This is a genomic window from Sanguibacter hominis ATCC BAA-789 (genome assembly GCF_012396185.1).
In the GTDB taxonomy this organism is placed as follows: domain Bacteria; phylum Actinomycetota; class Actinomycetes; order Actinomycetales; family Cellulomonadaceae; genus Flavimobilis; species Flavimobilis hominis.
Genome location: NZ_JAAXOW010000001.1, coordinates 149645 through 170773 on the forward strand (window position 1 = coordinate 149645; position 21129 = coordinate 170773).

Sequence of the window (21129 nt, forward strand, 5' to 3'; positions counted from 1 at the left end):
CAGTCATCACTCGGACTTCGGCGCCTCGGCCTCGGCCGCGGGAGCAGCCTCAGCGACGGGGGCAGCCTCGGCGGCCGGAGCAGCCTCGGCGGCGGGAGCGGCCTCAGCAGCGGCGTCGCCAGCGAGGAGCTCGCGCTCCCACTCGGCGAGCGGCTCGGCCGGCGCCTCGGCGGCACCGGACTTGCCCGACGCACGCTGGAGCAGACCGTCCGCGACGGCGTCAGCGATCACGCGGGTCAGCAGCGCGACGGCGCGGATCGCGTCGTCGTTGCCCGGGATCTTGTAGTCGACAACGTCCGGGTCGCAGTTGGTGTCGAGGATCGCGACGATCGGGATGTTGAGCTTGCGCGCCTCGGCGACAGCGAGGTGCTCCTTGTTCGTGTCGACGATCCAGACGGCGGAGGGGACCTTCGCCATGTCACGGATACCACCGAGGGTCTTCGTGAGCTTGTCCTTCTCGCGGCGGAGCACGAGAAGCTCCTTCTTCGTCAGGTTCGAGCCAGCGACGTCGTCGAAGTCGATCTGCTCGAGCTCCTTCATACGCTGAAGGCGCTTGTGGACCGTGCCGAAGTTGGTGAGCATGCCACCGAGCCAGCGGTGGTTGACGTAGGGCATCCCGACGCGAGCGGCCTGCTCGGCGATGGGCTCCTGCGCCTGCTTCTTCGTACCGACGAACAGGATCGAGCCGCCGTGGGCGACCGTCTGCTTGACGAACTCGTACGCGGTGTCGATGTACGACAGCGACTGCTGCAGGTCGACGATGTAGATGCCGTTGCGCTCCGTGAAGATGAACCGCTTCATCTTCGGGTTCCAGCGGCGGGTCTGGTGTCCGAAGTGGACACCGCTCTCGAGGAGCTGGCGCATGGTCACGACTGCCATGGCACTTCCTTCCGGCACGGCCGCGGATCCTCCGCCTGCCGTGCACCTTGATCGGCGGCCCGTCGGGCCGCGTGCGGTTGTCGGTCGTCCCGGTCGGGACCACCCCTGGTGCCCTGGATCGAGGGACCGGCGAACCGGACCACCCCTCGACCCCCCTCCGCCCGTAGGCGGCCGTGCCTGTCTGGCAGGCATGGAACGGGAGCAGAGCACGCGATGTCACCGGCTGGTCAGGATCGTCGAGGTTGGTCGACGGCATGACGCAGCCAGAGCGGGTCAAGTGTACCTGACGCTCCCCCGTCCACAGTCATCGCCGACGGGAGTGCTCCTCACCGCCGGGCGGGGCGCCGCACGCTGCGCGCGACGCCCGTGCTCGGCTCGTCCCATGATCCTCCCGACCGTGCCGCTGCGTACGCGCCCGGTGGCCGCGATCGTCGCGCTCGTCCTCGCGGCGCCACCTCCCGCCACCCCTCACGAACCGTCACAGGCCGCGCCCGGCCAGCGCTCCGTCGGCTGGGTGCGCCCCGTCCAGCCAGGGGCAGTCGTCGCCACTTTCGATCCGCCCGAGCAGGACTGGCTCGCTGGCCACCGCGGCGTCGACCTGGCTGCTGCGGTCGGTGAGGTCGTGCGCGCTCCCGCGGACGGGGTCGTCACGTTCACAGGGAAGGTCGCGGGGCGCGGCGTCCTCGTCGTCACGCACGACGACGGGCTGCGGACGTCCTTCGAACCCGTCGCCGCGACCGTCGCGCGCGGGGCGACGGTAGGCGCTGGCGAGGCCGTCGCGACCCTGTCGGCAGAGCAGGGTCACTGCGCCCCCGCGTCCTGCCTCCACTGGGGCGTGCGCGTCGGTGAGAGGTACGTCGACCCTCTCGCGTTCCTGGACCGGCCGAGGATCGTGCTGCTCGGCCGGCGGCGCCCGCCCGGTGTCAGGCGTGCTCGGCGGCGACGAGCAGGTCGCGCAGGCGCGACATCGCAGCAGTGTGCATCTGAGAGATCCGCGACTCGGTCACCCCGAGGATCGTGCCGATCTCCGCAAGGGTCATGTTCTGGAAGTAGTAGAACGTCAGGACCAGCTTCTCGCGGTCCGAGAGCCGACCGATCGCCTGCGACAGGAGGAACTTCGTCTCCTTCGCCTCGAACGTGCGGGCAGGGTCGTTGGTCCGGCTCTGGTGCGTCGCGTCCACCGCGCTCACCTGGCCGAACTGCTCGGCGCCGATACTGAGCAGCTCGTCGAGGGCGACGACGTTCGCCGAGGCGACCTGGGTGCGGACCGCGCGGACCTCTTCGACCTGGACGCCGAGCTGGGCGGCGACCTCGCTCTCCTGGGGGCTGCGGTGGTGGATCGCCTCGAGCTCGCTGTGCGCCCGGTCGATCGCACGCGCCTTCGTGCGGACGGAGCGCGGCAACCAGTCGATCGAGCGCAGCTCGTCGATGATCGCGCCACGGATGCGGGACGACGCATACGTCTCGAACTTGATCTCGCGGTCCAGCTCGAACTTCTCGATCGCGTCGATGAGCCCGAACATGCCGTACGAGACGAGGTCGGCGTGCTCGACGGAGCTCGGGAGGCGGGTGGCGATGCGCGACGCGACCGCTGCGACGAGCGGCGCGTAGTGCAGGATCAGCTGCTCGCGGCGTGCCGTGCAGGCCTCACGCTTGTAGTCGAGCCACGCCTGCGCGATCTCGGCCGCCACGTCGACCTCGTCGGGGACGAGGTAAGGGCGGAACGTCGTGCTCGGCGCCTGGACCGGCACCGCGGTCAGGGTGGGCGTCGCTGCTGGCTGGCTCATCGGTGTTCCTCGGGACTCAGGCACGGGGGTGCGCAAGCTGGAATGACGAGCGCAGGCGCTCGGGGCTGACGTGGGTGTACCGCTGGGTCGTGGCGAGGGTCGCGTGACCGAGGACCTCCTGCACGCCGCGGAGGTCCGAGCCGCCCGCGAGGAGGTGGGTCGCCGCTGTGTGCCGCAGGCCGTGCGGCGCGATGTCGTCAACCCCTGCGAGCGCCGTCAGATCGTGGACCGCCTGACGGATCTGGCGCTGCCCCCAACGCTGCCCGCGGTTGCCGATGAGAAGAGCGCGCTGGGAGGCCGAGGACACGAGGACGGGGCGTCCCCTCTCGAGCCACTGCGTGACGGCATCGGCCGCAGGGACACCGAACGGGACGGCCCGCTCACGGTCCCCCTTGCCGACGACACGGACGAGGCGCTGCCCGAGGTCGACGTCCTCGACGTCGACGCCGACGAGCTCGCCGACACGGATCCCCGTCGCGTAGAGCAGCTCGACAGCGGCCCAGTCACGCAGGTGCGTCGGGTCGTCGCTCTCCGCCCGCTCACGGGTCGCCTCCATGAGGCGTTCAGCCGCCTCGACGCCGAGGACCGTGGGCAAGGTGCGGTCGGCGCGCGGGCTCGCCAGCCTGCTCGCGGGGTCGCTGGCAAGATAGCCGCTGCGGGCGGCCCACTCGAAGAAGGAGCGCACGCTCGCTCCGCGCCGCGCGAGCGTCGCGCGCGACAGGTTCCGCTCGCTCTGGTCGGCGAGCCAGCCGCGGAGGTCGTCGATCGTCACGTCGCGCGGGCCGCGGCTGCCGTCCCGGCAGATGTAGGAGACGAGCTGCTCGACATCGCTGCGGTACGCGCGGACGGTGTGCACGGCGAGGCCGCGTTGAAGCTCCAGGTGCGTGCAGAAGTCCGACACGAGCGCGTCCCACTGCGCCGTGTCGCCGGGACCCTGGTCCATCTGCACGGGTCAACGGTGACGTGCCGCACCACCGCTGCACAAGGGGCGACTCCGATAAATCGCGGCAGCCATGTCCGTTTCGTCACAGCCCGTGCCGATATAACGGTTCGCTTCCTGAGAAGTTCACGAGAACGTTATCGGCGAATCGCTTCGACAGTTGTTCAGGCAGGACCTCTGTCCCGGCGCCAACCTGAGCCTGTGCGCACCGCCAGTCCCCGCGCCTCCAGCTCCCCGAGCCCCGAGAGCACGTCGCGAGGCCCGGCACCGGAGGCCTTGGCGAGGGCCTCGACCCGTGCGGACGCCCTGAGCGGGAGCGCGTCGTACACGCTCCGGGCGGCGTCGCCGAGCCCGTCGGTCGCGCGCACCTCCACGCTCCTCTCCGGCGCGGCGTCGCCACCGATCGCCCCAGCCAGCTCGGCGACCTCGTCCGCGTCCGTGACGCACACGGCGGCGTGCTCGCGCATCAGCCGGTGGCAGCCGGCCGAGGCCATCGAGGTGACCGGACCCGGCACCGCCCCCACAGGGCGGTTGAGCCTCGCGGCATGGGCCGCCGTGCTGAGGGAACCCGAACGCCAGGCAGCCTCGACGACGACGGTCGCGCCCGCGAGCGCCGCGATGACCCGGTTGCGCTGCAGGAAGCGCGTCCTGCTGGGCATCGAGCCGGGCGGAACCTCCGACACGACGGCACCACCCTCGACGAGGATCCGTTCCAGCAGGTCCCGGTTGCCTGCGGGGTAGAGGCGGTCGACGCCGCCCGCCATGACCGCGACGGTGGTACCCCCAGCCGCGAGCGCCCCGCGATGGGCTGCGGCGTCGATCCCGTACGCCCCGCCCGAGACGACGACGAAGCGCCGGTCTGCGAGGCCTGCAGCCAGGTCGGCGGCGATGCGCGTGCCGTAGTCGGTGCTCGCGCGAGCCCCGACGAGCGCGACCGAGCGTCCGAGTGCGGCGTCCCAGTCCGACAGGTCCCCGCGTCCGTCGCGGACCCAGAGGCAGAACGGCGCGGCGTCGCCGAGCAGGTCTGCGCCGCGCGGCCAGCCTCTCGCCCCCGGCAGGAGGAGGCTGCCGTCGAGGGACCTCAGGACGCGCAGCTCTCGACGAGGGTCGACGCCGTCGAGCCGGGGCGCCCATCGCGCGAGCCCGGCGAGGATCCGTCGGGCGAGCGCGCTGCGTCGCACCGCCGGGACACCGAGCCTCTCGAGCAGCCCGTCGACGGCGGGCCGTTCGGCACCAGGACCGATCGCAGCGAGCGTCCAGTCCAGGGCGGCAGTCGCCCCCACCGCCCGGACGAGCATGCCGGCGGTCGTGTCACCCGGCTCGGCGACACGGCTCCATGCGGCCGCGGCGAGCACGGGGTCGGCAGTGTCGAACGAGACCTTCATGCGCCACTCCCCCGGGTCCGCAGTGCGAGCGCCTGCCCGATCTCCTCGCGGCCCGGGCTCCCGAGTCCCGCGAGGTCGGCGATCGTCCAGGCGGTGCGCAGCACGCGGTCGGCGCCGCGCAGGCTGAGGGCACCCCGGTCGAGTGCCGCGTCGAGGAGGGCCACGCCTCCGTGCCGTGGTCCGAGCAGCGTGCGCAGGTGGCTCCCGGGGACCTGGGAGTTGGTCGTCCACCCGTGCTGGCCGAGCCGTTCGCGCTGCGCCCCCCGCGCTGCGGCGACCCGTGCCGCGACGACGGCCGTGGGCTCGCCCGGGGTGTTCTCGGCGATCTCCGTCCGCGTGACCGGGCCGACCTCGACCTGGAGGTCGACGCGGTCGAGGAGCGGCCCGGCGAGCCGGCCGAAGTACCGTCGGCGCGCCATGGGCGCGCACGTGCAGCCGGTTCCCTTGCCGACCGCGAGGCCGCACGGGCACGGGTTGGCTGCGAGGACGAGCTGGAATCGGGCGGGGTACCGCGCGGCGCCGCTCACGCGGTGAATGACGAGCTCACCGTTCTCGAGCGGCTGACGCAGCGTCTGGAGCACACGGGTGGCGAACTCCGGGGCCTCGTCCATGAAGAGCACGCCGCGGTGCGCGCGCGAGGCCGCGCCGGGTCGCGGCACACCCGACCCGCCGCCGACGATCGATGCTGCGGTCGCGGTGTGGTGCGGGTCCTCGAACGGAGGGCGCCGGATGAGCCCGCGCGTCGGGTCGAACGTCCCCGCGACGGAGTGCACGGCGGTCACCTCGACAGACTCGTCGTCGGTCAGGTCTGGAAGGAGTCCGGGAAGGCGCGCGGCGAGCATGGTCTTGCCCGCGCCCGGCGGCCCGACCATGAGCAGGTGGTGAGCGCCGGCGGCGGCGACCTCGAGCGCGGCGCGCGCCTCGTGCTGGCCGACGACGTCCGCGAGGTCGGGTGCGCTCTCGAGCGGGCCCGGCGGCGACGGGAGGCCGCGAGCCGCGCGTGCCTCGGGCTCGGGGATGTCCGCCCCGTACGCGTACGCAAGCTCGGCGAGCGAGGCGACCGCGTGGACCTCGGCGCCGGGGACGAGACGCGCCTCGCGCTCGTCGGCGGCGGACACGACGACGCGCCTCGCGCCGCCCGCGACGGCAGCGGCGACCGACGGCAGCACCCCGCGGACGGGGTGCACGCGCCCGTCGAGCCCGAGCTCTCCGAGGTGCACGACACCCCGCGCGGACGCTGCGTCGATCAGCCCGGCACCGCTGAGGGTCGCGACGGCGATCGCGAGGTCGAACGCGGAGCCGTGCTTGGGGAGCGAGGCGGGCGACAGGTTGACGGTCACCTTGCGCTGGGGCCACGACATGCCGCTCGACGTGACGGCGGCGCGGACCCGGTCGCGGGCCTCGCTCAGCGACGCGTCCGGGAGGCCGATGAGCGTGAACCCCGGGACCGACGCCGCGAGGTGCGCCTCGACCTCGACGAGATGGCCCGTGAGGCCGACGAGCGCGACGGCCCCGGCCGTGCCGAGCCCGCTCACGACACACCCACGAGGTGCTCGAGCACGACGGGACGTCCGGGCTCGGCGACGATCGCGACGACGTCGACCCGGACGGAGCGCGGCCTCAGATCGTGCTCGTGGAGCCACTGCCCGCCGAGCCTGCGCACCCGCGAGAGCTTCGTGTCCGTGACTGCCTCGGCCGGGTGGCCGAACCCGCGCCCGGTCCGTGTCTTGACCTCGACGAGCACGAGCTCGTCGCCGTCGAGCGCGACGATGTCCAGCTCGCCGGCATGCCCGCGCCAGTTCCGGTCCAGGACCGTCCATCCGAGCTCTTCGAGCCGCTCTGCGGCCCACTGCTCTCCTCGCCGTCCGACGGCGTCCTTGGCACGCATGGCACCACCTCCGGCCACCAGGGTGCGGCCGGGTGGGCGCAATCCGGGCGGAGCACGGCGAGCACGTGGGCGGAGCGCGCGAAGCAGCCCCTTGTGGGCGGCCGTTCAGTGCGTCAGATCGTGAGCTCCGGCCGGGCGAGCTCCTCGACGTTCACGTCCTTGAACGTCACGACCCGCACGGACTTCACGAAGCGGGCCGAACGGTAGACGTCCCACACCCACGCGTCCGCGAGCGTCAGCTCGAAGTACACCTCGCCTGCCGCCGAGCGGACCTGGAGGTCCACCTGGTTCGCGAGGTAGAACCGGCGCTCCGTCTCCACGACGTAGGAGAAGAGGGAGACGACGTCCCTGTACTCGCGGTACAGGGCCAGCTCCATGTCAGTCTCGTAGTTCTCGAGGTCTTCAGCGCTCACCCGACCATCATCGCCCATCCGCGGCGCCGGACGTCACCACAGCACGCTCCGGGAGAGACCACGACCGGCGGTGCAGCTCGCACGGACCGAGCTCGCGGAGCGCGTCGAGGTGCGTCTTCGCGCCGTAGCCCTTGTTGCGGTCCCAGCCGAACCTCGGGAACTGCTCGTGCGCCGCGGCCATGAGGCGGTCACGTGCGCACTTGGCGAGCACGCTCGCCGCAGCGACCGACGCGCACCTCAGATCGCCCTTGACGACCGTACGGACCTCGCGGGCGACGTCGAGCGGCGCGGCGTCGAACGCGTCGAACAGGTCCCCGCCGGGCGGCGTCAGCCAGTCGTGCTTCCCGTCGAGGACGACGGCGCGCACGGGCCCGCACATAACCTCCGCTGCGGCGAGAGCACGCTCCCCCGCACGACGCAGCGCGACGATGATCCCCGCCTCGTCGATCTCCTCGGGCGTCGCGTGACCGACTCCCCACGCCGTGACCCAGTCCTGCACGAGCGGCTCGAGCCGCTCGCGGGCCGCCGCGCTCAACAGCTTGGAGTCGGTCAGCCCCTCGGGGTACGGGAACCGCAGCGCCTCGGGCCCGAGGACCGCGACGCCTACCGTGACGACGCCAGCGAGCGCTCCGCGGCCCACCTCGTCCATCCCCGCGACGAGGGGCACGCCCTCGGCGCACCACCCGTCCTCGACGAAGACGTCGGGCGGCTGGACCGTCACGGTTCCGGAACCTCGTCGAAGACGTCGCCGGGGTTGCGCATGATCGCGATCCGGTCAGCGGGCCACACCTTGGCGAACGCGACACCCACGACGTTCTCGAGCGGGACGAACGGTCCGCCTGGCTGCCCGCCGGTGAAACGGGAGTCGTAGGAGCCCTGGCGGTTGTCTCCCTGCACCCACAGGTGCCCCTCCGGGACCACAACGTCGAAGTCGACCTGGCTCGGGATCGACCCGGGACGCAGGTACTCCTCCTCGTCGAGCGGCCCACCGTTGACCGTCATCCGGCCCTCGGCGTCGCAGCACACCACATGGTCGCCTGGCAGCCCGATGACGCGCTTGATGAGGTGCTCGCCCGAGTCCTGCGGGAGAAGACCGACGAACGTGAAGAACGACTCGACGGCGTCGGGCAGCCCGCTGCTCGCGGGAGCGGACGAGTCGAGCCAGCCGCCCGGGTCCTTGAACACGACGACGTCACCACGGGAGAGGTCGAACGGTCCCGGCGTCAGCTTCGACACCAGGACGCGGTCTCCCTTGACGAGCGTGGCCTCCATGGACTCGCTCGGGATGAAGAACGGCTGCACGAGGAACGTCTTGACGGTCCAGGAGAGCACGAACGCTGCGACGAGGATGATCGCCGTCTCCTTGAGGAGCGACGCCCACGTCGACTTCTTCTGCGGGGCGCTGCGCGTGCGGCGGGTCTGGTCCACGCCCTCAGGCTGCGGCGCGGCCTCGTCGTCGCGCGGGTCGGTTCCCGGGGCGTCCATGTTCGTCACTGCTCCACTGTGCCATGTCCGGGCGTGCCGGACGTCCGCGGCTCACGGTGCCGCAGGCACCGAGGAGGTCGGGATACGACCGCGGGCGAGCGACCAGTGGTCGCTCGCCCGCGGGGAGGCAGGAAGGCCTGCCGAGTGCTCGTCAGGCCTTGGGGGCCGTCTCGCGCTTCTCCTTGATGCGGGCCTTCTTGCCGCGGAGCTTGCGCAGGTAGTAGAGCTTGGCGCGACGGACGTCACCGCGGGTGACGACCTCGATCGACTCGATCGTCGGGGAGTTCACCGGGAAGGTGCGCTCGACGCCGACACCGAAGCTGATCTTGCGGATGGTGAACGTCTCGCGGACGCCGTCGCCGCGGCGGGCGATGACGATGCCCTGGAACGCCTGGACGCGGGAGCGGGTGCCCTCGACGACCTTGACGTTCACCTTGAGGGTGTCGCCGGCGCGGAACTCGGGGATGTCGGTCCGCAGCGAGGCTGCGTCGACGGAGTCGAGCGTGTGCATGATGTTCTCCTCGTCCTGCCACAGGTCAGGAACGCGTTCGTGGACCGCGAGGGTCCGTCTGTCGAGAGGTGGTGCCTGGCAGGTTGGCACCTGCCTCGCTCAGGCTCTCCCCTGTGGCAGAGGCCCGTGACGCACCGACGAACAATCTTGCCACACGGTGAGCCTGTCGGCGCAATCGCCGTCGCGTGACCGCCGCCTCACCCCGCGGACGGCTCGTGGTGCAGCGCGCCGTCGCGCACGTGCCAGCCCAGCTCGGCGAGCAGCGCCCGGTCCAGCTTGTCGAGCGTGTCGACGTCGAGCGCAGCCACCATGTCCGGACGTCGCTCGGCTGTACGCACGATCGCCTGGTCCCGACGCCAGCGCGTGACCTTGCCGTGGTGCCCGCTCATCAGCACGGGAGGGACCTCGAGGTCCCGCCATGCTGGCGGCTTCGTGTACACGGGGTACTCGAGCAGCCCGGCCTGCGAGTGCGACTCCTCGACGACGGACTCGGGGTTGCCGAGGACGCCCGGGAGCAACCTCGCGACCGCCTCGATCATGACGAGCGCGGCGACCTCACCGCCGTTGAGGACGTAGTCCCCGATCGACGCCTCCTCGACGCGGACGCCAGCCTCGCGGTAGTGCTCGGCGACGCGCGCGTCGATGCCCTCGTAGCGACCGCACGCGAACACGAGCTGGGGGCGCGTCGCCCAGTCCTCCGCGGTGCGCTGCGTGAACGACGGTCCCGACGGCGTCGGGACGACGAGCGTCGCGCCCTCGTCGAGCACGTCGTCAAGCGCCGTGCCCCACACGTCCGGACGCATGACCATCCCGGCGCCCCCGCCCGCAGGCGTGTCGTCGACCGTGCGGTGCCGGTCGGTCGTCCAGTCACGCAGGTCATGGACGCGCAGGTCCAGCAGGCCTGCTGTGCGGGCCTTGCCGACCAGGGAGAGCTCGAGAGCGGCGAGGTACGCCGGGAAGATCGAGACGACGTCGATACGCACTCAGCCGCGCTCCTCGGCCTCGCCCGGCTCCGGGAGCGCGACGTCGAGGTTCTCGGCGTCACGAGCGAGGAGGCCGCCGGGCGGGGTGAGGACGACGCGCCCACCAGGGACGTCGACGGTCGGGACGATCGCGGTGACGAACGGCACGAGGGTGCGCGCGCCGTCGGCCTCCTCGACGACGAGCACGTCGTGCGCCGGGAGGTGCTCCAGCCCCTTGACGGTGCCGACCACGGTCCCGTCCTCGAGCTCGGCGCGCAGGCCCGCGAGCTCGTGGACGTACCAGGCGTCCTCCTCGTCGGACTCGTCTGCGTCGACGACGAGCTCGACGCCGCGCAGCGCCTCGGCGGCGGTGCGGTCGTCGACGCCGTCGAGCTGTACATACCACCGACCGCTCGACACGCGGTTGCGCACGATGGTCAGCGGGCCACGACCGGCCGGCTCCGTGTCGAGGACCGCGCCGACGGCGAGACGCTCCTCCGGGATGTCGGTGCGGACCTCGAGAGCCACCTCGCCGCGAAGACCCTGGGCCTTGCTGATCCGGGCGACGGTGAGACGCGGGCTGGTCATGGGGGGCTCCTGGGTCGTGGTGGGATGCGTCAGGCCCGACACCCTCGCGGGGGCCGGGCCTGACGTGGAGGTACGCGGCGGGCGTGCGGTCGAGGACCGCGCGCTCACCAGGGTGCGATGCTCACCGGCGGTCGACGTCAACCACGTCGACACGCACGGGGCCGTCCGTCGCGAGGGCGCTGACGACGGTGCGCAGCGCCTTGGCGGTACGGCCGGAGCGGCCGATGACGCGTCCCAGGTCGTCGGGGTGCACGCGCACCTCGAGCAGCTCGCCGCGGCGCAGTGCCTTGGCGTTCACCCGGACGTCCTCGGGGTTGTCCACGATGCCGCGGACAAGGTGCTCCAGAGCATCAGCGAGCATCAGGCCTGCTCCTCGGCCTCGGTGCTCTCCTCGGCCGGAGCCTCGTCAGCAACGGGAGCCGCGGACTTCGCCTCGGCAGCCTTCGCCTTGATCTTCTCGGCCTGCTCGGCGGCGGCAGCGATCGCGGCGGCGGGGTCGACCTTGTCGCCCTTGACGCGCAGCGTGCCCTCGGCGCCCGGGAGGCCCTTGAACTTCTGCCAGTCACCCGTGATCTTGAGGAGCACAGCGACCTGCTCGGTCGGCTGCGCGCCGACGCCGAGCCAGTACTGCGCACGCTCGGAGTCGATCTCGATGAGCGAGGGCTCCTCGGTCGGGTGGTACTTGCCGATCTCCTCGATGACGCGGCCGTCGCGCTTGGTGCGCGAGTCGGCGACGACGACACGGTAGTAGGGAGAACGGATCTTGCCGAAACGCTTCAGACGAATCTTGGTGGCCACAGTGGTGGTCTCTCCTGGTTCTGGGTATGGGCGGACCGCACCGATCTCCGGTGGGGCCGGAGCTCAGGATGGTCCAGGACACGGCGCTGCGCGGAGAGAGGGGCCGGGCACACCGAGTACAGGGGAACATTCTGCCAGACGCGAACCTCATCTCCAACCGTGCGACTCGCCACACTCGCACGCCCGACGACGTCCGCCCGGCAGTCACCGGCGCACACGCGAGCCCTACGATCGCCTAGGCTCTCGCCACCCCTGACGCACGCACGGAGGATCGATGACAAGCACCGACGCCCGAGACGAAGCCCGATCGCCGCGGCGGGCCGTAATCGACGGTGTGCCAGTCCTGTGGGAGGACGTGCGGACGGACCCTAGCGCATACCTCGTGCTCGCGGTGGGCTACCGCGACGCCTCCCCCGCAGAGGCAGGCCTCTCGCACCTCGTCGAGCACCTCGTGATGCGCCACGTGGACGTACCTCCGGGGGCGAACGCAAGCTCTGGCCCCGACGAGACGGTGTTCTGGGCGACCGGCCCGGAGCAGGTGCGCGCCGACTTCCTCCTCTCGGTCTGCGAGGCTCTCGAGCACGTTCGCACCATCGACGACGACGCGCTCGACATCGAGCGCCGCACGATCGTGGCAGAGATCGGTCGCGAGCAGCTCTGGGGCACGCACGACCCGTTCAGCCTGCGGTTCGGCCTCAGAGACCTCGGCGTGCTCGGGGTCAACCACGGGCGGCTGCTCGACTGGACGGCCGCCGAGGTGCGCGCGTTCGCCGAGCGACACCTGCACGCGGGCGCCGCGACGCTCGTCCTCACCGACGAGCCCTGGGACGGCATCCGGCTCCCCTTGCCCACCGGACCCGCTCCCGTGCGCAACGCCCCGGAGGACATGCTGGAGCACCGGATCGTCCACCGCGCGCCAGGCGCCCCGCTGCTCTGGACCGCCATGACCGGAGGCGAGCACGCCAGCGGAGCGACCGCGATCGCGCGCACCGTCCTCGAGCGCGCCGTCTACACCGCGGCACGGACGCGGGACGGCAGCGCCTACGCCGTCGAGGCCGTCCGCTGGTTCGTCGGCGCCGGTGAGGCCTGGCACCTCGAGGTCGACGTGCCACCGCACGCCTGCGCGGCGGCAGTCCGCGCGCTCCTCGAGACCGTCGATCGGCTCACGACCGACGGTCCGACGTCGGACGAGCTGGACGCTGCGCGCCGTGCCATCCTCGCGGAGCACGAGCACTCGGGCGCGAGGATCGGGCGGCTCGTCGCCCACGCCACGCTCGAGCTGCTCGAGTCTCCCCGGCTGCCAGTCACCGCGGACGACGTCGCGCGCGCCTCGCTCGAGGAGGTCCGCGCAGCGCTGCATGCCGCGGCGCAGACCGCTGTGCTCACGCTTCCCTTGTCCCCGGAGGCCGAAGACGCAGTCGATGTCGCGGAGACGAACGGGTACGCCTGGTCGACCGGTGTCGAAGACCCCGAGGGACGCAGCCTCAAGGAGGTCGTCGACGCGGCCTTCGACATCCGCGGGACGCTGCGGGGCCGCGCGACGTCGACCGTCCACAACGGGAAGTTCTTCAGCCCCGCTCGCGGCGCGACCGTAGCCGTGTGCGACGACAGGCTCGTCCTCATGGATGCCGGCTTCGCCGCCACGCTCCTGCTCGACGAGCTCGAGCTCGTCGGTCGCGACTCGGACGGCGACGTCGAGCTCGTCACGTCGCGAGGCGGCGTCGTCGTACTCCACCCGGCGCACTACCGCGGCCTCCCGAAGAAGCTGGACGGGTGGATCGCGCGCGCACCGCGCGCTCTCGTGTACGACAAGGCGCGTGTCCCGCTGCTCGGCGGCGCCGACTGAGGAGGCGGGGCCGACAGCTCAGGCGACCCTGCGGCCACGCAGCACGACCGCGCTCGGTGCCGCGAGGACCGCGACGTCGACCGCCGGGTCTGCGGGGTAGACGACGACGTCGGCCTCGGCGCCCTCCGCGACCGGCGCCACGCCGAGGTACGCGCGGGTCCGCCAGCTCGCCGCCGCCAGGATCTCGAGCGGCGGGATGCCGCAGCGGGCGAGCTCCGCGCACTCGGTCGCGATCAACCCGTGGGGGATCGTCCCGCCCGCGTCGGTCCCGACGAGCAGCCGCACTCCTGCGTCGAACAGGTTGCGCACGTGCTCGTAGCGGCGCGCGTGCATGCGGCGCATGTGCTCGGCGTACACCGGGTAGCGGCCGGCGCTCGCCGCGATCGAGTCGAACCGGCCGACCTGCATGAGCGTCGGGGTCACCGCGATCCCCCGCCGTGCGACCTCGGCGACCTGCGCGTCGTCGAGACCCGTACCGTGCTCGAGGCAGTCGACACCAGCGGCCAGCAGCCCGGGCAGCGCCTCGTGGGAGAAGGTGTGCGCCGTGACGCGGGCCCCCGCCGCGTGCACCCTCGCGAACGCGTCGGCGAGCACATCGTCAGGCCACAGCGGCCGCAGGTCCGCCCGCTCCCCCTCGTCGCGGTCTATCCAGTCGGCGACGACCTTGACCCAGCCGTCGCCGCGCGCCGCCTCGCGGGCGAGCTGCGCCGTCAGGTCCTCGACGTGCTCGAGCTCGACGGCGTAGCCACGCAGGTACCGCTTCGGCCGCGCGACGTGCGTCCCGCAGCGCACCAGCCGCGGCAGGTCGTCACGCTCGTGCACCCACCGCGTGTCGAGCGGCGAGCCCGCGTCGCGCTGCAGCAAGACTCCGGAGTCACGATCAGTGACGGCCTGACGCACGGCTTCCTCGCGGGAAACGGCGCCTGTGGCGCCGAGCCCGACGTGGCAGTGCACGTCGACGAGACCGGGCACCGCCCACCCCTCGACGCGCACGACGTCGCGGCCCGGGAGCGTCGGACGCGTGAACGTCAGCCGACCCTCGACGACCCACGCCTCGGCGCGGACGTCGTCGTCGCCCAGGCGCACCGGCCCGGCGAGGTGCAGCACCGCGTCACGGCCCGACGTCATGTCAGCCGCCGAGCAGCTTCTTCAGCTCGTCCATGTCGGGCACGGCAGCGGCGTCAGGCTTGGAACCGAACCCGAACGCGGACCCCTTCGGTGCCGCTGGTGCGTCGGCGATCCCGGCTGCCCGGTTCGCCGCCTCGCGCTCCTGCTGGGCGCGCTTCGCCGGGTTGCCCGACTTCGCCTTGCCCTTGCCCTTCTTCGGCGGCGGAGCCATCCGGCCCTTGGACTTCTTGCCGCCCATACCCGGCAGCGCGCCCATCCCCGGCAGACCGCCGCCCGAGCGCGCCATCTGCTTCATCATCTTCTGAGCGCCCTCGAAGCGCTCGATGAGCTGGTTCACGGCCGTCGTCGTCGTGCCCGCACCCTTGGCGATGCGCGCCCGGCGCGAGCCATTGATGATCCGGTGGTTCGCCCGCTCGGCCGGCGTCATGGATCGCACGATCGCCTCGACGCGGTCGACCTCGCGCTCGTCGAAGCTGTCGAGCGCCTCGCGCATCTGCCCCATGCCTGGGAGCATGCCGAGCATCTTCTTCATCGAGCCCATGTTGCGCATGGCCTGCATCTGCACGAGGAAGTCGTCGAGCGTGAAGTCGTCGCCGCTCTGGAGCTTCGCGGCCATCTTCTCGGCCTGCTCGGCGTCGAACGCCTTCTCCGCCTGCTCGATGAGCGTCAGCACGTCACCCATGTCGAGGATGCGCGACGCCATGCGGTCCGGGTAGAACGGTTCGAAGTCCTCGAGCTTCTCACCCGTCGACGCGAAGAGGATCGGGCGGCCGGTGACGCGCGCGACCGAGAGGGCCGCACCACCGCGCGCGTCGCCGTCGAGCTTCGACATCACGACACCCGTGAAGTCGACGCCCTCGAGGAACGCGCTCGCGGTCGCGACCGCGTCCTGGCCGATCATCGCGTCGATGACGAACAAGACCTCGTCCGGCTGCGTGGCCTCACGGATCTCGCGCGCCTGCGCCATGAGCTCGGCGTCGACGCCGAGGCGGCCAGCCGTGTCGATGATGACGACGTCGTGCTGACGCGAGCGGGCCGTCGCGACACCGCCGACCGCGACAGCTACCGGGTCGCCCGTCGGGACCTCGTCCTCGCCCGCGACCCCGGGGTGGGGCGCATAGACGGTCGCCCCCGCACGCTCGCCGACGACCTTGAGCTGCGTGACTGCGTTCGGACGCTGCAGGTCCGCTGCAACGAGCAGCGGCGTGTGGCCCTGATCCTTGAGGTGCTTCGCGAGCTTGCCCGCGAGCGTCGTCTTGCCGGCACCCTGGAGGCCGGCGAGCATGATGACGGTCGGCGCGGTCTTCGCGAACGACAGACCGCGCGCCTGCTCGCCACCGAGGATCGAGACGAGCTCCTCGTTGACGATCTTGACGACCTGCTGCGCCGGGTTGAGCGCCTCGGAGACCTCGGCCGACAGGGCGCGCTCACGCACCGCCCCGGTGAACTCGCGGACCACAGGGACCGCGACGTCGGCGTCGAGCAGGGCTCGACGGATCTCGCGCACGGTGGCGTCGATGTCCGCCTCGGACAGGCGCCCGCGCGTGCGCAGGTTCTTGAACGTCGATGTCAGACGGTCAGACAGGGTGGCGAACACCGGGTATCCCTCACGATCACAGCAACGATGACAGACGCTCAGCCTACCCGCCCAGGGCCGCCAGGCCGCGCCGGTACAGGTCGTCGACGAGCCGCGCCCGCCAGGCGGTCCACCCGTTCGGCCCGAGCGAAGACGAGTCCGCCTCGGTCACGATGCGCAGGATCTTCAGCAGGTCGCGGCGGTGCTCGACGACGTCGAGCAGCTCGGCGAGCGTCTCGGGCGCGTCCGGGTCCGCGGTCGTCGCGAGACGGGCCAGCGTGAGGTGGTGCCGGACGAGGCGCGCCACGTCCCGGGCGACGCCCTCGTCGAAGCCCATGCGCCGCACGATCGCCGGAGCGATCTCGGCGCCCACGACCGAGTGGTCCGTAGCGCCCGGTCGCTTGCCGATGTCGTGCAGCAGCGCCGACAGCAGCAGCACCTCAGGATCCTCGACCTCACGGCGGTCACGGCCCGCGCGCGCGACCACCTCGACGAGGTGCCGGTCGACCGTGTGCCGGTGGATCGCAGACCGCTGCGGACGGTTGCGCACGGCCGCCCACTCAGGGATCCACCCGGTCACGACGCCCGCGAGGTCGAGCGCCTCCCAGACCGCCACCTGGTCGTGCTGCGACCCGAGCAGCGTCATCAGGTAACCCCGCGCGACCTTGGGCCACGGCTCGGGCAGCGGCGGGCATCCCGCCAGGTTGACCGCCGTCACGGGCGAGACCGCGAGCCCGGTACGGGCGGCCGTCGCAGCGGCGCGCAGCGGCAGCAGCGGGTCCTTGTCGGGCTGCGCGTCGATCGCGAGGACGAGCTCGCCGTCGTGCTCCACGAGGCCGTCCGAGACCGCGCGCAGGCGCGGCGGCACGCGTCGACCGCGCACGACGAGCGGCCTGCGCGCGACCGACGGCCGCACGAGCGCCTGGCGCGCACGCCGGACCGTCGTGTCGAGCGCGTACGTCACGGTGCGCCCCGCCTCGGCGAGCGACGCGAGCAGGTCGTCCGCGTCGCCGACGCCCAGCAGCTGGGCGACCTCCTCCTGGTCCTGCTGGACCAGGCGGTTCGTCGAGCGGCCCGTGACGACCCCGAGCGCGTCGCGCACGTCCAGCAGGTGCGCCCGCGCGCGGTCGACGTCGCCGTGCGGCCGGTCCGTGAGCCACGACGCCGCGAGCGCGGAGAGCACGATCGCGTCCCGGATGCCGCCACGCGCCTCCTTGAGGTCCGGCTCGATCAGGTAGGCGATCTCGCCGCTGCGCTCCGCGCGGGCGCGCGTCGAGGCGAGCAGCTCGGGCAGGCGGCGCCGGGACGCGCCGCGCCAGTCCGTGAGCACGGCAGACGACGCCTTGTGCACGAGCAGCGCGTCCCCCGCGACGACCCGCGTGTCGAGCAGCCCGACGGCGGCCGGCACGTCGGTCGACGCGACCTGACGGCACTGCGCGAGCGACCGCACCGAATGGTCAAGGTCGAGCCCGGCGTCCCACAGCGGGTACCAGAGCCGGTCGGCGAGCGCAGAGAGCTGCTGCGCCGAGCGCGTGCGCCCGTCGTGCAGGAGCACGAGGTCCAGGTCGCTCAGCGGCCCCGCGTCCCCGCGGGCCAGGCTGCCCACCGCGGCGAGAGCGACGCCGTGCTCCGGCTCGTCGCCGAGCGCCTCGCGCCACAGCGCGGCGAGCGCGGCCACGACCACGTCGCTCTGCCGACGACGGCGCTCGGCACCCGACTCGGCGCTCCCCGCGCCCTGCATCGTCCGACGTGCGTCCTCGAGCCGGAAGCGGCGGAGGTCCCGCACCCCGATGATCTCGGTGTGCGGGACCTCCTGCGCCCCGGATCGGATCGTTCCGTCCCGGTCGTCCTGCATGCGACCTACAGAGCGTCCGCGCCGCGCTCGCCCGTGCGCACCCGGGCGACCTCGTCGACGGGCACGGACCAGACCTTGCCGTCGCCGATCTTGCCGGTCTGCGCCGCGGTGACGATGACCTCCAGGACCGTCGCAGCGTCCTCGTCCGAGACGAGGACCTCGATGCGGATCTTCGGGACCAGGTCGACCGTGTACTCGGCGCCGCGGTAGACCTCGGTGTGACCCTTCTGGCGTCCGTAGCCTGAGGCCTCGGAGACGGTCATCCCGCGGATGCCCGCTGCTTCCAGTGCCGACTTCACGTCGTCGAGACGGTGCGGCTGGATGATTCCAGTGACGAGCTTCATGCCTTGCCCTCCGTGATCACTCGGCCAGAGCCGATCGTTTCGTAAGCGGCCTCGCCGTGCTCGGCGAGATCGATGCCGCCGACCTCGGCCTCCTCGGAGACCCTCCAGCCGATGGTCTTCTTGATGGCCAGCCCGATGATGCCGGTCACGACCCCCGAGACGAGGATCGCGACGAGGGCGATGACGACCTGGACCACGAGGAGCTTGGCGCCGTCACCGAAGAACAGCCCCCCCTCGCCTGCCAGGAAGCCGATACCGACGGTACCGACGAGGCCACCCACGAGGTGGACGCCGACGACGTCGAGCGAGTCGTCGAAGCCGAAGCGATACTTCAGGCCGACCGCGAGGGCACAGAGTGCACCGGCGACGACGCCGAGGATGATCGACGTGACGGGGTTCAGGACGCCGGCGGCCGGCGTGATCGCGACGAGGCCGGCGACGATGCCCGACGCGGCACCGAGCGACGTGGCGTGTCCGTCCCGGATCTTCTCGACGACGAGCCAGCCGAGGATCGCGGCGGCAGCAGCGGACGTCGTGTTGATCCAAGCGAGGCCCGCGGCGCCGTTGGCGCCGAATGCCGAGCCCGCGTTGAAGCCGAACCACCCGAACCACAGCAGGGCTGCACCCAGCATGACGAAGGGCAGGTTGTGCGGGCGCATCGGCTCCTTGCCGAAGCCCTTACGCTTCCCGATCAGGATCGCCAGCACAAGTCCGGCGATGCCGGCGTTGATGTGGACGACCGTTCCACCAGCGAAGTCGACCGGGACGACGTTCGCGACGCCGTCGGTGGCGCCGAAGAGCATCGCTGCGATGCCGTTGTCCCCGTTCTTGAGGATGCCGCCCGCTCCCCACACCATGTGCGCCATCGGGAAGTACGCGAGCGTCACCCAGAGGGGCACGAAGAGCATCCAGCTGCTGAACTTCACGCGGTCAGCGATCGCACCCGAGATGAGCGCAGTCGTGATGATCGCGAACGTCACCTGGAAGGCGACATCGATCGCGACGGGGTACTCCCCTCCCTCGAGACCGTTGAGCAGGAACGCTCCGTCAGCGTCGGTCAACGTGCCCGAGAGCCCGAACTGCTCGAAGGGGTTTCCGAAGATGCCCAGCACTGACGTGCCATACGACATCGACCAGCCCCAGAGGACATAGATGACGCCGATGACTGCCATGGCCCCGAAGGACATCATCATCATGTTGAGGACGGACTTGCTCCGGACCATGCCGCCGTAGAAGAAGGCAAGCCCGGGGGTCATGAGCAGGACGAGGGATGCTGACATCAGCATCCAGGCTGCTGCTCCCGTGTCGAATTCCATCGGTGATCTCCCATCGCCAGCCCCTCGGCCGGCCCGGGATCAACAGTCGCGGACCTGCGTTTCGCCTGGACGCGATGCGTGTTCCGACCGTGTGACAGTTCCCGCCGCTACGTGAACACCATGTTTCATCGCCCTGCTGGTGCCGCTCTCAGTCGCCGAGCAGACCGTCGACGAACGCCTCCGGGTCGAACGGCGCGAGGTCGTCAGGGCCCTCCCCGAGCCCGACGAGCTTGACCGGGACCCCGAGCTCACGCTGGACGGCGACGACGATCCCACCCTTGGCGGTCCCGTCGAGCTTCGTCAGGACGATGCCCGTCACGCCGGCGACCTCGCCGAACACGCGCGCCTGGTTGAGGCCGTTCTGGCCCGTCGTCGCGTCGAGGACGAGGAGCACCTCGGTGAGCGGCGCCTCCTTGAGGATCACGCGGGAGATCTTGCCGAGCTCGTCCATGAGGCCGGCCTTGTTCTGGAGGCGGCCCGCAGTGTCGACGAGGACGACGTCCGCGTCCTCGCTGCGGCCGCGCCGGACGGCGTCGAACGCGACCGCCGCCGGGTCCGCACCGTCCCGGTCGGACCGGACGGTCGGGACGCCGACGCGCGAGCCCCAGGTCTCGAGCTGGTCGGCGGCCGCCGCACGGAACGTGTCGGCGGCGCCGAGCACGACCGAGCGGCCTTCGGCGACGAGGACGCGCGCGAGCTTGCCGACCGTCGTCGTCTTGCCGGTGCCGTTGACGCCGACGACGAGCACGACCGCGGGCGTCGGCGAGCCGTCCTCAGCCGTCGCTCCGGTCGTGCCGAGCGAGCGGTCGAGGGTCGGGTCAACGAGCTTGACCAGCTCGGCGCGGAGCATGTCCCGCACGACGGCGGCGTCCGCGACGCCGCGCACGCGCACCTGGGTGCGCAGGGACTCGATCAGCTCGGCCGTCGGGCCAGCGCCGACGTCGGCGAGGAGCAGGACCTCTTCGAGCTCGTCCCAGTCGTCCTCGGAGAGGTGGTCACGGGAGAGGACGGCGAGGAGCTTCTGCCCGAGCGGCGACCCCGAGCGGGCGAGCCGGTCGCGCAGTCGAGCAAGACGTCCGCCGACCGGCTCGGGAACCTCGAGGGACGGCGGGGTCTCGACGTCCTCGGCGAGGAGGTCAGGCTCCTCCTCGACCGCAGCGGCCGCGTCCTCGAGCGTCGTCGTCCCCGGGCCGACGCCGGCGGACGGGACGCTCGGAGGCGCCGCGACCGTGCCGGTGCCGCGACCTCGGCGGACGCGCGGGCCGACGAGCGCCGCGGAGGCGCCCGCGAGGACGACGAGGGCGAGCAGGATCCAGAGCCAGGAGAAGTCGTTCACCGGACCAGTCTCTCAGGTCGAGCGCGCCCAGGCACTGGGACATCTGACAAAACCAACTCACCGTTGACTTCCCTCCGAAACCCATCCGAAAC

The 21129-nt window shown here is 71.9% G+C and carries 21 protein-coding genes and 1 pseudogene; 2 read left to right on the forward strand and 20 right to left on the reverse strand.

Annotated features, from left to right (window positions below):
* Positions 1-6: 6 nt before the first annotated feature.
* Entirely contained in the window at positions 7-879 is an 873-nt protein-coding gene (gene rpsB, locus HF995_RS00695) for a 30S ribosomal protein S2 (protein WP_168445928.1), read from the reverse strand.
* Between the two features lie 382 nt (positions 880-1261).
* Between rpsB and HF995_RS00700 the strand changes: the two are divergent.
* Positions 1262-1684, forward strand: a pseudogene (locus HF995_RS00700) (peptidoglycan DD-metalloendopeptidase family protein); the annotation flags it as partial.
* Positions 1685-1802: 118 nt separating this feature from the next.
* Here HF995_RS00700 and HF995_RS00705 read toward each other — a convergent pair.
* The 13 genes from HF995_RS00705 to rpsP all read right to left on the reverse strand — a co-directional run bounded on the left by HF995_RS00705 (position 1803) and on the right by rpsP (position 11636).
* Positions 1803-2666 carry a FliA/WhiG family RNA polymerase sigma factor gene (locus HF995_RS00705; RefSeq protein WP_168445929.1) on the reverse strand — a complete coding sequence of 288 codons (864 nt, stop codon included), beginning with the start codon at positions 2664-2666 and terminating at the stop codon, positions 1803-1805.
* A 16-nt stretch (positions 2667-2682) separates the two neighbouring features.
* Positions 2683-3609 carry a tyrosine recombinase XerC gene (locus HF995_RS00710; RefSeq protein WP_168446922.1) on the reverse strand — a complete coding sequence of 309 codons (927 nt, stop codon included), beginning with the start codon at positions 3607-3609 and terminating at the stop codon, positions 2683-2685.
* 161 nt (positions 3610-3770) lie between these two features.
* Entirely contained in the window at positions 3771-4991 is a 1221-nt protein-coding gene (gene dprA / locus HF995_RS00715; RefSeq protein WP_168445930.1) for a DNA-processing protein DprA, read from the reverse strand.
* Positions 4988-6526: a YifB family Mg chelatase-like AAA ATPase gene (locus HF995_RS00720; RefSeq protein WP_168445931.1), complete on the reverse strand. Its 1539-nt coding sequence runs from the start codon at positions 6524-6526 to the stop codon at positions 4988-4990. Before HF995_RS00720 ends, dprA begins: the two co-directional genes overlap by 4 nt.
* Positions 6523-6879, reverse strand: a complete 357-nt coding sequence (locus HF995_RS13680) for a YraN family protein (protein WP_168445932.1) — start codon at positions 6877-6879, stop codon at positions 6523-6525. Before HF995_RS13680 ends, HF995_RS00720 begins: the two co-directional genes overlap by 4 nt.
* Before the next feature lie 113 nt (positions 6880-6992).
* Positions 6993-7292 carry a DUF2469 domain-containing protein gene (locus HF995_RS00730; RefSeq protein WP_098457199.1) on the reverse strand — a complete coding sequence of 100 codons (300 nt, stop codon included), beginning with the start codon at positions 7290-7292 and terminating at the stop codon, positions 6993-6995.
* A 7-nt stretch (positions 7293-7299) separates the two neighbouring features.
* Positions 7300-8013, reverse strand: coding sequence for a ribonuclease HII (rnhB, locus tag HF995_RS00735; RefSeq protein ID WP_350308675.1), 714 nt, complete (start codon positions 8011-8013; stop codon positions 7300-7302).
* Positions 8010-8777, reverse strand: coding sequence for a signal peptidase I (gene lepB, locus HF995_RS00740; RefSeq protein WP_168446924.1), 768 nt, complete (start codon positions 8775-8777; stop codon positions 8010-8012). The genes rnhB and lepB overlap by 4 nt, the downstream gene beginning before the upstream one ends.
* A 151-nt stretch (positions 8778-8928) precedes the next feature.
* Positions 8929-9288, reverse strand: coding sequence for a 50S ribosomal protein L19 (gene rplS / locus HF995_RS00745; protein WP_168445933.1), 360 nt, complete (start codon positions 9286-9288; stop codon positions 8929-8931).
* A 197-nt stretch (positions 9289-9485) separates the two neighbouring features.
* Entirely contained in the window at positions 9486-10271 is a 786-nt protein-coding gene (gene trmD / locus HF995_RS00750; protein WP_168445934.1) for a tRNA (guanosine(37)-N1)-methyltransferase TrmD, read from the reverse strand.
* A complete protein-coding gene (gene rimM, locus HF995_RS00755) occupies positions 10272-10838 on the reverse strand; it encodes a ribosome maturation factor RimM (RefSeq protein WP_168445935.1) in 567 nt (188 codons plus the stop codon).
* A gap of 121 nt (positions 10839-10959) precedes the next feature.
* Complete coding sequence (locus tag HF995_RS00760; RefSeq protein WP_168445936.1) at positions 10960-11199, reverse strand: RNA-binding protein; 240 nt, start codon at positions 11197-11199, stop codon at positions 10960-10962.
* A complete protein-coding gene (gene rpsP / locus HF995_RS00765; protein ID WP_168445937.1) occupies positions 11199-11636 on the reverse strand; it encodes a 30S ribosomal protein S16 in 438 nt (145 codons plus the stop codon). Before rpsP ends, HF995_RS00760 begins: the two co-directional genes overlap by 1 nt.
* Positions 11637-11991: 355 nt before the next feature.
* Between rpsP and HF995_RS00770 the strand changes: the two genes are divergently transcribed.
* Positions 11992-13482, forward strand: coding sequence for an insulinase family protein (locus HF995_RS00770; protein ID WP_168445938.1), 1491 nt, complete (start codon positions 11992-11994; stop codon positions 13480-13482).
* A gap of 18 nt (positions 13483-13500) precedes the next feature.
* On the opposite strand, the gene HF995_RS00775 is transcribed toward HF995_RS00770, so the two are convergent.
* From HF995_RS00775 to ftsY, 6 genes are all read right to left on the reverse strand, one after another.
* Positions 13501-14610, reverse strand: coding sequence for an amidohydrolase family protein (locus HF995_RS00775; RefSeq protein WP_168445939.1), 1110 nt, complete (start codon positions 14608-14610; stop codon positions 13501-13503).
* A gap of 1 nt (position 14611) precedes the next feature.
* Complete coding sequence (ffh, locus tag HF995_RS00780) at positions 14612-16207, reverse strand: signal recognition particle protein (protein WP_168445940.1); 1596 nt, start codon at positions 16205-16207, stop codon at positions 14612-14614.
* Positions 16208-16250: 43 nt separating this feature from the next.
* Positions 16251-18041, reverse strand: a complete 1791-nt coding sequence (locus HF995_RS00785) for a [protein-PII] uridylyltransferase (protein WP_168445941.1) — start codon at positions 18039-18041, stop codon at positions 16251-16253.
* A gap of 5 nt (positions 18042-18046) precedes the next feature.
* Positions 18047-18385, reverse strand: a complete 339-nt coding sequence (locus tag HF995_RS00790) for a P-II family nitrogen regulator (RefSeq protein WP_168445942.1) — start codon at positions 18383-18385, stop codon at positions 18047-18049.
* On the reverse strand, positions 18382-19701 hold the full coding sequence (locus HF995_RS00795) for an ammonium transporter (protein WP_168445943.1): 1320 nt from the start codon (positions 19699-19701) through the stop codon (positions 18382-18384). The genes HF995_RS00790 and HF995_RS00795 overlap by 4 nt, the downstream gene beginning before the upstream one ends.
* A 148-nt stretch (positions 19702-19849) precedes the next feature.
* Positions 19850-21037 carry a signal recognition particle-docking protein FtsY gene (gene ftsY / locus HF995_RS00800; RefSeq protein WP_168445944.1) on the reverse strand — a complete coding sequence of 396 codons (1188 nt, stop codon included), beginning with the start codon at positions 21035-21037 and terminating at the stop codon, positions 19850-19852.
* Between the last annotated feature and the right edge of the window lie 92 nt (positions 21038-21129).